This is a genomic window from Mesorhizobium sp. M0207 (assembly GCF_040321995.1).
Classification (GTDB): Bacteria; Pseudomonadota; Alphaproteobacteria; order Rhizobiales; family Rhizobiaceae; genus Mesorhizobium.
The window spans coordinates 15,712-28,157 of sequence record NZ_JAMYSQ010000043.1 but is presented as its reverse complement, the minus strand read 5'-3'; the positions used below and the strand labels follow the sequence as shown (position 1 = coordinate 28,157).

The following is a 12,446-nucleotide window of genomic DNA, read 5'->3' as shown; positions in this document are numbered from 1 at the left end:
CGCGCGGCAAAACCCAAAATACCCCACGGGATCGCATCCAGATCAGCAAAACCTATTCACTTCAACGACATAGACAGATGGGTGTTATGAAACAGGATTGTAGTCGGCGCGTCACAGGGCGATGGCGACGCGTGCCTGAGCCAGCGACTGGTGTGACGAGGGTATCGGCGAGAACGTGGAAGGTCGGTTAGCCACAGCTTTGTGGCGGCGACCTCATGTGCCGATCGTTGATTGAGGATTTTGGTGATTGCGGGCGGATGTCCTAAGGCTCCTAGGTGATCATCGTCCGTGGCAACTTCGCGAAGCGGCTTGTAAAACATGCCCAGTGCTCTTTTGCCGCGCGTTGGATAGTCCTACGCCCACTTTGGCGAGCGCGCCGCCACGCAGTCAATCGACACACGACGGTCGCGCGAACGCGACACAAAGTGCACTGTCACCGAAATTCCGGAGGACTAACGTCTGCCCTTAGGTCTAGGCTTCGTGATTTCGATTCAACGGCCCGCGAGCGACTAGTTTGAGCAAGCCTCAACGCGGGGCCACTCGATGTCGGCTCCTTGCCGCAATCACGCTGTTCCGACAGGCCGCGCCATGCGGCAAGTTTCTATCCAACCAAGCCGTTTGACCCACGCTGGCAGCTGCCGAGTAGGCGAAGTCCGCATCGCGCCACTTTCCGACCTCAGCACCTCTAAAGCGCGAACGTCTGGTGTGATGCCCGATGCGCGTTCGTAGGCATCTCACTGTTACATCGCGGTGACAAAAGCACCGCCACGGTGGCGTCAACCGGTTACCAAGGGCAGTAAATATCTCCGGCCTTCTGGGAGTGGCGTGTCAGCGTCCCCAGAGGCTGCGTGGGCGTGTCGCCGGTTGGCTGTCAGCGCGGCGACTGGAATGCTCCACGCCTCGCAAGCGGGATAGCGAAATCTCGTGAAGGCAAGGTCGAGCTGCGTTTTCCGCTCTCTATCGGCGACGGGCGGCGACTGGGAGAGACGGATACCATGCACATGGGGCGTCAGGAAGTTGGCAGGACATGGACGCGGGGCGGCCCGCGTGCAGGCGCTTGGCCGAGCGGTGCAATGAACACGCAGCGCCACCTCGCGGCGATCATGGTGTGCGACGTCGTCGGCTATTCGCGCCTGACGGAGCGCGACGAGCGCGGCACGCTCGAGCGGCTGAAGATCTACCGCAAGGACCTCCTCGAACCGCTGGTCTCTGAGCACCGGGGTCGGATCGTCAAGCTCACCGGCGACGGCATGCTGTGTGAGTTCGCGAGCGTCGTCAACGCGGTGGCCTCGGCGATGGCGATCCAGCAGGCCCTGGCAGAACACGAGGCGGAGATGCCCGAGGAAGAGCGGATTCGCTTCCGCATCGGCGTCAATCTCGGCGACGTGGTCTGCGAGGAGGACGGCGACCTCTACGGCGACGGGGTCAACATCGCAGCCCGCCTCGACAGCATCGCCGACCCCGGCACCGTGGTCGTCTCAGGCACCGCCTACGACCACCTTCAGGGCAAGCTCGACTGCGGCTTCACGCCACTCGGCAATCTGCGCCTCAAAAACATCGAGCGGCCGGTGCGCGCCTACCGCGTCGAGACCGACGCCGGCGCCTCGGTGGCTGCATCGCCTCCGCTGCCCGCGAAACCCTCGATCGCGGTTCTGCCTTTTACCAACATGAGCGGCGATCCCGACCAGGAATACTTCGCCGACGGGCTGGTGGAGGACATCATCACGGGATTGAGCCGGGTGAACTCCTTTTTCGTGATCGCCCGCAACTCGTCCTTCACCTACAAGGGCCGGGCGGTGGACCTGCGCCAGGTCGGGCGCGAGCTGGGCGTCCGCTACGTGCTCGAAGGCAGCATCCGCAAAGCAGGATCGCGGGTGCGCATCAGTGGGCAGTTGGTGGACGCGATCAGCGGACACCATGTCTGGGCCGACCGCTTCGAGGGCGACGTGAGCGACATCTTCGACCTGCAGGACAAGGTGACCGAGAGCGTCGTCGGCGCTGTCGAACCGAGCATCCGGCTGCAGGAGATCAAGCAGGCGCGCATGAAGCCGACCGACTACATCGGTGCCTACGACCTCTACCTTCGTGCGCTGCCGCGCTTCTACAGCATGACGCGCGAAGGCTTCGCCGACGTGCGCCGGCTCACCAACGAGGCGCTCAGCATCGACCCAGACTTCACCCTGGCGAAGGCACTCGGTGCCTATATCCGCAGCCTGTCGGTGAGTCAGTGCTGGCACGAGCCCGACGATATCCGCGTCGCGGTGCGCATGGCCCGCGAGGTGCTGGCGGACGCGCGAGACGACCCGACAAGCTTGCGTTTCGCCGCGCAGGTGATCGCCTACAGCGCCAAGGATTACGAGACGGCGCTGGACACGATCGAACGGTCCCTGCTCCTCAACCCCAATTCGGCGCAGGGCCATACGGGCAGCGGCTGGGTGAACGCCCATTCCGGCCACCCCCTCGTCGCGATCGAGCACTTCCACAGGGCGATGCGGCTGAGTCCGGTCGACCCCGAGAAGGGCATCGCGCTCTCCGGCATCGGGATGAGCTACCTGATGCTCGAACGCTACGAGGAAGCGCTGGCTTGGGGAGAACGAGCGCTGCGCGAGATGCCGAATTACGGCTCCTCGCACCGGGTGGTGATCATGGCGCTGGTCAAACTCAACCGGCCGGACGAAGCGCAGGCGGCGGCGCGGCGGCTGATGGAGGCGTTCCCGACCTACACGCTCGGCCTGCAGAGGCAGATCAACCCGTGGCGGGACAAGGTGTTCGCCGAGCACTACGTCGAAGCGTTGGGTATTGCCGGCGTGCCGGAGTGATCGTCGCGGCTGCAAAGATGCCCTCTCCTGCGCGTCACGTCCGGCCAGGCGGACGCGCCCCTTCATCCCGCGCCGCTTCTGGAAGGATAGTTCTCTGGCCGGCTTGTCCGAGGACCGAGCCCGTAGAGCAGCTGTGAACAGCCGGCGAGCTCTCTGTTGGGTTCGCGTCGAACTTCCGGTCTCCACCGATACCGATATTGTTCAAAAAAGTCCGCGTCGCGGTCGCCCGTGGCACTTTCGTAGGATGGCGTTTCGTAGAGACCCCAAAATTGAATCCTGATTCCATGCAATGCGCCAGGGTGGAACTGGATTCTAAGATCGGTGGCGATTTGCGGTGCGCCGGACTTTTTCAACAGTATCCACCCAGCCAGTCCTTCGCCGTCGATTTCGGTCGTTCGGCAGCTTAGGGTTCTTGAACGAATGGACGCGCTCAAAGCGACTTTCATGGCGCTCATTCAAGCTGCCTTTCGCGCATCGGCCGGAGTCAACCTTGGCGGAAATTCGAACCAAGACACTACCACCGCGGTGCGTCCGTCTGGCGGACGCGGGTAACGCCGAAGCATTTTCGTCGCCGCCTATCTGTTGGTGTAGATCGGTTTCCCCGCGTCGTCACGCCGGGAAAAGACGATACGCCGAGGCTTATCATCATTTGGAAGTTCTTCGATGCACAGCGAAATCGCTTGCAGTTCTGCGAAGCGATTCGCAATTATCGCCGCAATCCACGTCCCATCTGGAGGCTCCCATGGCCGAGGTCCTGCTGGTCCACCACGCACAAGGTTGACTCCCGGCGTGCGCGCGTTCGCTGACGACCTGCGGGCAGCCGGGCACACCGTGCATACGCCGGACCTGTTCGACGGACGCACATTCCGGAGTATTGACGAGGGTCTCGCCTAAATCGGTGAGATCAGGTTCGACGACATGCGGGAGCGCGGCGTCCGCGTCGCCGGCGATCTGACCCCGAGCTCGTTTACGCCGCATTCTCGTTCGGCGTACTGCCGGCGCAGAAGCTCACACAGACACGACCCGGTGCCTGCGGAGCCCTGCTCGTCCACTCCTGTCTGCCGATTAGCGGCGAGTGGGCCTTCGGATCCTGGCCGGACGACGTCCCGGTCCAGATCCACGGTATGGATAACGACCCGATCTTCATCGGCGAGGGCGACATCGACGCCGCTCGCGAGATCGTGGAGAAGGTCGAGGACGCGGAGCTGTTCCTCTATCCCGACGACCAGCACCACTTCGCCGACAGCTCGCTCCCGTCGTACGACGCGGCTGCCAGCGCACTGCTCACGCGGCGGGTGCTCGAGTTCCTGGACCGTGTCTAACCATGTCGGCGAGGGCCTTATTGAGTGCGGTCGTCCCGTCCATCGGGAGGAGCAAGGAGCGCCACATGCAGTCATCAAAGGCTATATTTCAAAATGACCGAATCGGGGCCGCAAGCAGATCGGCAGCTTTCGAGCATCCCGTTGCCAAAAGCAGTCATTCAGCTCACGACCCCAGGCGGATGCTCGTTCGCCCTTGGCCGAATCGCGCCCCTGACCCATTCCAGACATCCGTCGGATCCTAGACCGAACATGTAGCTTGGAACTCAAAGGGAGCCACCGAGCCGATACGACCGGACTAGGAAGCCAATTGACCACAATACTTGCCTGATATGCTGCCCCGGTTGCGCTCCAGAACGATCACTCGTCGAGCCAGTATTGGCGGGAACAGCCGAACTGGCGCGACGCGACAGATTGGCGCTTGGCGACAAATGCCGTTGCGGAGAGACTCCGGGGCGAGTTGTTCGCTTTCGCACCAGGCACGATCGTGTAACCCTGATCGACCAGTTGCAATTTCAGCTCCCAGAGATGCCGTTTGAAGCCGTTCTCGATTTGGCTCCGAGGATAGCGCCATCCATTCCTGCACGCTCGGATGAGAATATCGGAATACAATTCGGCACTAACCGCTCTCGTGGCATCTTCGGAAATCAGCTTGCCACCAGATTGCATGCCTTCGGACAAGCATGGTCCAGCCGACAAAGGCAGCACCAGCATTGCGGCAAAGATTGAGGACTTTGTCATGGATACCTCCTGTTACAGAATGGATTGGGGGCTCTGCGACCCTACGAAACCGTATCGACAGGAAAGCCTAGAATTGCTGGCGGTCGGATGGCATCGTGCAAATGCTGTGTTTTCGGGATCGCATCTGTAGTATTTTGCCGTGCCGGGTCGGCCACAACTCGTAGCGGATCGGAGACTTGAAGCGATGCTTCGCGCCGTAAGCAATCCTCTGACCAGTCTGTCGGACCGGGAGCGGGTGGTCGCTGCAAAATTCGCCGAGGGGATGACCTATCGTGAAATCGGCGAGACGCTCTTCATAGCGCCGACTACCGTTCGGACCCATCTGTCGGCCATCTATCGGAAACTCGATATTCGCAACAAAGTGGCGCTTGCAACCTTGCTTGCCAACCAACACGAGCAAGACACGGGCCAGGCACCATCCGGTGGCCTTTCGGTAGAGGGCTCAGGGCCAACAGTCGTTGCGGTTCTCCCTTTCGACAATCTGAGCGCGGACGAAGCATGGAACCGCTTGGCCGATGGCTTGTCGGCGGACATCATGGTCGACCTCGCTCGCTACCCCGACCTTGCGGTCATCGCCCGCCAGACCATGCTCTCGTACAAGGGACGGCGCGATGACGTGCGATCCATCGGGCGGGAACTGAATGCGGATTATCTACTTGAGGGGACCTTGCAGGCGGCAGCGCAGCAGCTGCGGATCTGCGTCCAACTCGTCGACGCGCGCACTGGAGTCGATTTGTGGACGGCCCGCTATGATCGATCTGCGGAAGACCTGTTTGCGATGCAGGACATAGTCACCGAAAACGTCGTCAATGTCCTTGCTAGCTGTTGCGGCAAGCTCGCAAAACTTCGACGTGATGTCGTCCGTCGAAAACACCCCGCCAGCCTTCGTGCCTATGACTACTATCTGCTCGGCGTCGAGCAGCACAATTTGTACACGCACGCTTCGAATGCGGAAGCGGTGCGGCTTCTGACGCGTGCCATCGAGCTGGACCCGGATCTTGCCAGAGCCTGGACAGTCTTGGGGCTGGCGCATGCCGTCGCCGCCATCAATGCGTTTACCAATGACCCTTCCGCCGCAAAGGAGCGCTGGAAACTGTGCCTCGAACGAGCTTTGGCGCTCGACGCGGGTGATACCCATGCGCGCATATGTCTAGCCGAGCTTCGAGCCTTGCAGGGCGATCTCGTTGCCACAGCAAGAGAACATGATCTTGCCTTGGCGGCCGCCCCGCACGATGCCGATACCCTTGCCTTGCTTGCCGGAGGAAAGGCATTCGTGACAGGCGACCCGCAGGAAGGATATGAACTGGCGAAGCGCGCGATCCGTCTCAATCCACATGTTTCCTGGTACTATAGCATGCTGGGCCGGTCGAGCTTCGTTGTAGGTCTCCACAGGGAGTGCCTGACCGCGTTCAGCCAAGCTCCGCCGGACTCGCCTGCAACGCTGCTGTTCCAAGCCATGGCGCACGCCATGCTCGGCGAAACACCTCAGGCAATAAAGATTGCCAACCGGTTGGCGAGAGAATTTCCAGACATTTCGGCCGAAGGATTTATCGGCTCCTATCCAGTCACCAGTCCTCCTGCAATTGCCGCGATCCGGGAGGGCGCCCGCCGCGCGGGGCTGGCCTAGCTTCAATTGAGATACCATTGCGGAGCCCTCGGCGCGACCAAGCGAGTCTTAGCGACAATGTTGATTGCCTATGGCGTCGTAGACGCTGTCGGCTACGCGCAGGCGCAGAATCCGCTCACCATCATTGCACCAGTCTCTGGTCAAACTGTTGATGGGACGCTCTCCTTCTCCGGGACGGCTTCCGTCAACAGCATTACACGGCTCGGAACCATTAGCGGACAGACCAATGCCGGGGTCGAATGCCGAGGGACGGCTACCGTCAATATTGCGTTCTCGCATGGAGAAGGAACGATCGTTTGCGGGCAACTCTCGTCCCGGTTCGTGTTCTCGCTGACCAGCAGACAACCCCCGGCTGGCACAGGAACGGGAACCCTTTCCGACGGGCGCAAGGTCATGTTGAGAATAGGACAATGACCACAATCGACAGCCCTTCTGTCGAGAAGTGGCGAGCTGAAAACATTGATGTACGTGGGCTCGACTATTAGTCTTGCCAAAGCCGATGGAAGCCGAGTCGGTCGATGACTTCGGACGCGGAAAACGGGAGCCTGCGAGGGCCCCGTCGTAGCGGATTAATGGGTGGGCAACGCCTTCTCACGGCGCACGTTGCTTTCGCCCGTTCGGCCCACTGGCCGAGCAGCGTTGACTGCGGATCATCGCACGGCTGGATTGGAATGACTAGAACGAGGCCGACAGCGGAATGGCGGCTTCTGGCGTCCGAAGAATGATAGCGGACGTTCAGCCGGGTGGGACCAAGATCTGAAGCCGCTCCGCCTCAATCATAAAGCGGCCGAATTCAGCCTGTAAAAGCTGCTTGGAAAGTTTGGTTCTGACCATTTGGCGATCTCCGTTGAAGGGGTTAGCCGCAACAAAGGATTAAGCGCTAATCTGCCCCATCAACAATGATGGCATTGCAAGTCATGCTCTGCAGGCGAAGCGGTAGGATTGCCTGATAGCCCGGCGACCCATACCAGGCTTCGGCAGCCGACCGAGAAGGAATATGGCTGTGTCCGCGATCTGGCGCTTCCGGCAGCACGATATGATCGGCATGGCCGCCTACCTGCTGATGGCCATTCTAGCGGTCGTGGTGCTGGTGCCCGGATAGCCCGCTGCCGGGGGTGACACAGGGCGCCTCGCGCGACTTCGACTCGCGCATAAGCCGGACACCCTATGGCTCCGCTGCGCCAAATGTATTAGACTGATCTTATATACGTCCATCCGCGGGCGAGCGCGCCCGGAGGGTTAGACGATGACGGTCTACAGGCGATTGTTGCTGGCGAGGGCCTTCCCGATCCGGGTCAGGCTTTTCGAAACCGGTTGGCTTCGGCTTGTCAGTCGGGCTCTGGTCGTTGCTTTCATTTCTTGGTTTGCCGTCGGTGCGGTGACGGCCGGGCCGCTCAACGACGCTGCTCGGGAGGGCGACGCCGGAAAGGTTGCCGAACTCCTGGCACAAGGCGCCAATGTGAACGATCGCGACGAGAGCCGTCAGACCCCGCTGATCGATGCGGCGCTTGCCGGCAAGACCGAGGTCGCCATTGCGTTGATCGGGGCCAAGGCGGACATCGAAGCCCGCAACGATCGCGGCTTCACCGCGCTACATGCGGCAGCCTACTCAGGAAGCCTGGACATCGCAAAATTGCTGCTCGACCACGGGGCCGAGGTCGACGCGTTGAGCACGCACAAGATCACGCCGCTGCATGTGGCAGCAGAAGAGAACCAGACGGCCATCGCGGAGCTGTTGATCTCGCACGGCGCACAGGTCGAGGCAATCCAGGAATACGGGTACACGCCTCTCAGCCGCGCGACATTCTATCAGAGCACCGACGTGATGGTTTTGCTCAAGAAGCACGGCGCAAAATGCCAACCCAAGGAAACGATGGGGTCGTCGTACAAGGTGTGCATCGCCCTCGGCAACTGACATCGAGAAAGGCTACTGGAGGAGAACATGACAGAGAACCGTTCCAGAACGTTTGACAGTTTGCTATGCGCGGGAGTAGCCGCCGCCTCCCTCCTCCTCTTCGGCACCGGTGGATCCCACGCCGGCGACGGAGTGAACACCGGATACTTCGGCAATGTCGCCATCCTGGGTTACGATCCGGTAGCATATTTCACCGACGGTCGCGCGACGATGGGTTCGCCCAAGATCTCGAGGAAGTGGCTCGGAGCAACGTGGTACTTCGCCAGCGTCCAACACCGGGATGCCTTTGTTTCCGAGCCGGTGCGCTATGCCCCTCAGTTCGGCGGCTTCTGCACCGGGGGAATGTCAGTTAAGGAGGCATCCGCGAACCTTGACCCGGAAGCCTTCCGCATCGTCAATGGCAAGCTCTTCCTGTTCTCCGGAAAGGAGGGCCTGGAGGAAGACTTCGATGCCAACCCGGCGCCTGTCATTGCGAAAGGGGAAGCCGAATGGCCCGCAGTGGAGGCGAAGGAATTCGAGGCTAGAGCGGCCGCCAACTAGCTCCGGCGCGATGTCGTGAGCCCGCAAGTTGAATGGCGCCTGTCACGGAGACACCGAGAAATACCAGACTGTGACGGAGTCCGGCCAAGCGTACTCGTCCTGGGTATCGCTGCTCCCTTGGGGATTGCGATAGACCGGGGCGCAGAACTTGCGGCCGAGCAAGGTCGCGGTGGATTGCGTGCAGAAGAGGTCGCCATCCACGCTGGACGTGCCGGTGATGATGCTGCTTTGCGAGCTCAGTGCGACATCTCCATTTGCACTCAGCTCCATGACGAACGCTGCGCCATTGTGTTGATGTCCTACCCATGTCCGATCGCCCGTTAGGGCTCGGATCGCGGCGCCGCCCAGGCGGTCCTCCTCCCGCCCGCGAAAATCGAAGCTCCGCTCGGGAATCCCCGCGGCGCGAAGGGCGCCCAGCCGGTGATCGAGGTCCTCTTGCCGCCGATGGTGGGCGTAAACGACACGATAACCAGCGAGGTTCTGTTCGGGTATCTCTTTCAGGATTGATGCAGCCGCATCGTGCGCCTCGGCCATGCGGCCAAGCCGCGCATTTGCCATGGCCAGCGTTTCGAGACCAAGGTCGCTGCGCTCTCCCGGCTGGACCTTGCTCAGCGCCTGCAAAGCCTTCTCGTACTGATGGTTCATGTAGAGCACGAAGCCGTAATAGTCGAAGACCTGAGCGCGCGGCTTGGGATCGAGCCGCAACACGCGTTCCATCGCTGCCAGCGCCTCCAGGTTCTGTCCTGCGTAGGTCAGCACGATCGCCCGATTGAGCTCCGCCTCCGCGCCGTTCGGGTCCAGCGCGACGGCTTTCTTGACCGACGCGATCGCCTGGTCCCATTCGCCGTCCAGCATCTGCAGGATGCCGAGCACGGCATAGGCGCGCGCAGATTGCGGATTGAGCTCCAGCGCCCGCCCTGCCGCTTCGTAGGAGCGCTGGCGAGCGACGGCGCTGAGCATGAGCACCTGGTAGTCGAAGCCGAGCACGTCCACCGTGGCGCGGGCATAGCCCGAGTAAGCATCTGCAAACGTAGGATCGAGCTTGATCGCCTTTTGATACAGGGACAGGGTCTCTCCGAGAGACCTGTTGTCGACCACATAAACCTTCTGCTCGGCTCGGGTGTAGAAATCGTATGCCTCCAGGCTTCGCGTGGGGAGGCGAGCAATCTGCGCGCGTTCGCCTTCCGTCAGACGCACCGAAAGTGCCTCAACGATACGCCCGATCACTTCGTCTTGAAGTGCAAATATCCTGGAGTAGTCGCGGTCGTATCGCTCGGCCCAGATGTTGCTCGCCGTTTGGGCATCGATGAGCTGGACATTGATGCGGACTAGATCTTCCTCCCGCCGGACGCTGCCCTCGACCACGTAACGGACGTTCAACTGCGCCGCGATCTCGTCGACGTCGAGGGATCGATCCTTGAAGGAGAACGCGGAGTTGCGTGCGATGACGAGGAGCCCCGAGATCTTCGAGAGATCGGTGATGAGATCGTCTGCGAGCCCTTCCGCAAAATAATCCTGGCCTGCCTTCTCGCTAAGATCGGTAAACGGTAGCACGGCGATGGAGGGCTTGCCGACCGACGAACCGACCGGGGTGGAACCGTGACCGGGCAGCAGGGCAATCGCTTGCGGCCAGAGAATCACCGCAATCCCCGCTATCAGAGCCAGAACGAGCACCGTGGCGCCGATCACAGGCCATCGCCGAGAGCGCGACTTATTGGCTCCTGCGGTCTGTTCCAGCAGAACCCGATAGGCGCGGACCCGCTCTGGAATGTTCTTGAGACGCTGTTCGCCGAGTGACTTGAAGGTCAGGCCGAGCTTGTTGTGAGCCTGATCGTAGGCCGTTCCCGAGATGACGATGCCGCCAGGATCGCTCAGCCCTTCCAGCCGGGCCGCGATGTTGACGCCGTCGCCGTAGAAGTCGTCCTTGTCGGGGATCACGTCACCAAGGTTGATCCCGATGCGGAACACGATCCGGGTATCTTCGGGAAGACCGAGGTTCTGCTGCGCGGTGACCCGTTGGATCTCAATGGCGCATGCTACGGCATCGACGACGCTCTCGAACGCGACCAAAGCGCCGTCGCCCATGAGCTTGACGATGCGGCCATGGTAGCCCTCGATCGCGGGTTCGATGAATTCGCGCCGGAGCGCCTTGAGCCGCGAGAGTGTGCCCGTCTCGTCCAGCCCCATCAGCCGGCTGTACCCCACCACGTCGGCGGCGAGGATAGCGACCAGCTTCCGTTCGAGATGTTGAACCTGTTCCACTGGGCAGAATTATAAGGAAAGCCCAATGGCAAGACCATACACACTTAGCAGCCAACACCCGTTTCTCCGATGAGGTACGTTACAAAATCGGCTACGGGCGTTCGCCTTGAATTCCGAAAAGGTGATGTTCGACGGAATGTCGGCTCATGGTGCAACCGCGACCTACAGCGTATTCGCCGACGTCAGACTTTCGGGCGACGGCAAAGCTTGCCCCTACGGCCGACAATTGCTGAAGATCCTATGGGGATGGAAGGCGACAGAGTGAAGTCGCCAAACATCACCTGGAGGTCAGCATGCAAGCCAACACCACCAAAGCCCCGGCCGCTATCCGCGTCGATCTTGCCGCAATATTTGTCTCGTTAGAACTGTCTCGTTCAAAATGGCTCGTGACTTCGCTTTCGCCAGGTGGGGGCGAGAGAATGTCGAGACACCTCGTGCCGGGGGGCGACATTCCGGGTTTGCTCGATCATTTCGCAGAGCTGCAACGAAAGGCGGAAGTGCGGACAGGGCGGCGTTTCCGGGTCATATCAATCCAGGAAGCTGGTCTGGATCGATTCTGGATACATCGGGTCCTCGAACGCGAAGGCATCGAGAGTTATGTCGTGGACCCGGCATCCATTGCCACATCGCGTCGCCGCCGGCGGGCCAAGACCGACAGGATTGATGGGGAAGCACTGGTTCGAGCGTTGTTGGCCTACAACCGCGGCGGAGCCTCGGGTTTGCGCGATGTTGCGAGTGCCAACGCCGGAGGAGGAAGACCGTCGCCGGTTGGTGCGGGAGCGGAAGGCGCTGACGAACGAGCGGATCAGGCACGTCAACAGGATAAAGGGCCTTTTGTTCAGCCAAGGTGTGTCCGGATACGAACCGTTGAAAGGCGATCGACGCAGATGCCTCGACGCGCTCATTACCGGAGATGGGCGTCCACTGCCGCCAGCGCTCATGGCGCAGATCAGCCGCGAGCTTGATCGCATCGAGTTGCTGATCCAGCAGATCAAGGATGTTGAAGAGGCACGCGACGCCTTGCTCGCGGCAGATGAGCCAACACCGGCCCTGCTGCTCAGCCTCAAGGGAATAGGTCCGGAGTTCGCGGCCGTCCTGTGGTCTGAGGGATTGTCGCGCAAGTTTGACAATCGACGACAGGTTGCCGCCTACGCTGGGTAAGCCAGAGCTCGCTTGAGGCCAATTCGGTGCCTCTCCCCACAGGGCGCCATTTCCGTTAGGAT

At 61.1% G+C, this 12,446-nt stretch carries 8 protein-coding genes and 2 pseudogenes; 7 read left to right on the top strand and 3 right to left on the bottom strand.

The window, feature by feature from the left end; all coding sequences use genetic code 11:
- Positions 1-1,073 precede the first annotated feature (1,073 nt).
- A complete protein-coding gene (locus NKJ15_RS31525; protein ID WP_352819591.1) occupies positions 1,074-2,819 on the top strand; it encodes an adenylate/guanylate cyclase domain-containing protein in 1,746 nt (581 codons plus the stop codon).
- Between the two features lie 742 nt (positions 2,820-3,561).
- Positions 3,562-4,141: pseudogene (locus tag NKJ15_RS31520) on the top strand (dienelactone hydrolase family protein).
- A gap of 357 nt (positions 4,142-4,498) precedes the next feature.
- On the opposite strand, the gene NKJ15_RS31515 reads toward NKJ15_RS31520, so the two are convergent.
- Positions 4,499-4,879, bottom strand: a complete 381-nt coding sequence (locus NKJ15_RS31515) for a hypothetical protein (protein WP_352618720.1) — start codon at positions 4,877-4,879, stop codon at positions 4,499-4,501.
- A gap of 184 nt (positions 4,880-5,063) precedes the next feature.
- Here NKJ15_RS31515 and NKJ15_RS31510 point away from each other — a divergent pair, with 184 nt between their 5' ends.
- On the top strand, positions 5,064-6,506 hold the full coding sequence (locus tag NKJ15_RS31510; protein WP_352618722.1) for a LuxR C-terminal-related transcriptional regulator: 1,443 nt from the start codon (positions 5,064-5,066) through the stop codon (positions 6,504-6,506).
- Between the two features lie 57 nt (positions 6,507-6,563).
- A complete protein-coding gene (locus NKJ15_RS31505; protein ID WP_352819589.1) occupies positions 6,564-6,920 on the top strand; it encodes a hypothetical protein in 357 nt (118 codons plus the stop codon).
- 466 nt (positions 6,921-7,386) lie between these two features.
- On the opposite strand, the gene NKJ15_RS31500 is transcribed toward NKJ15_RS31505, so the two are convergent.
- Positions 7,387-7,539 (bottom strand): DUF1330 domain-containing protein, encoded by a 153-nt coding sequence (locus NKJ15_RS31500; RefSeq protein WP_352618725.1) that lies wholly within the window; start codon positions 7,537-7,539, stop codon positions 7,387-7,389.
- 345 nt (positions 7,540-7,884) lie between these two features.
- On the opposite strand from NKJ15_RS31500, the gene NKJ15_RS31495 reads away from it, so the two are divergent.
- Positions 7,885-8,421 carry an ankyrin repeat domain-containing protein gene (locus NKJ15_RS31495; protein WP_352663153.1) on the top strand — a complete coding sequence of 179 codons (537 nt, stop codon included), beginning with the start codon at positions 7,885-7,887 and terminating at the stop codon, positions 8,419-8,421.
- A 27-nt stretch (positions 8,422-8,448) separates the two neighbouring features.
- Positions 8,449-8,961 (top strand): YHS domain-containing (seleno)protein, encoded by a 513-nt coding sequence (locus NKJ15_RS31490; protein ID WP_352540684.1) that lies wholly within the window; start codon positions 8,449-8,451, stop codon positions 8,959-8,961.
- A gap of 42 nt (positions 8,962-9,003) precedes the next feature.
- On the opposite strand, the gene NKJ15_RS31485 is transcribed toward NKJ15_RS31490, so the two are convergent.
- Positions 9,004-11,223, bottom strand: coding sequence for an adenylate/guanylate cyclase domain-containing protein (locus tag NKJ15_RS31485; protein WP_352819587.1), 2,220 nt, complete (start codon positions 11,221-11,223; stop codon positions 9,004-9,006).
- A gap of 293 nt (positions 11,224-11,516) precedes the next feature.
- Between NKJ15_RS31485 and NKJ15_RS31480 the strand changes: the two are divergent.
- A pseudogene (locus NKJ15_RS31480) lies at positions 11,517-12,381 on the top strand (IS110 family RNA-guided transposase); the annotation flags it as partial.
- Positions 12,382-12,446: the final 65 nt, after the last annotated feature.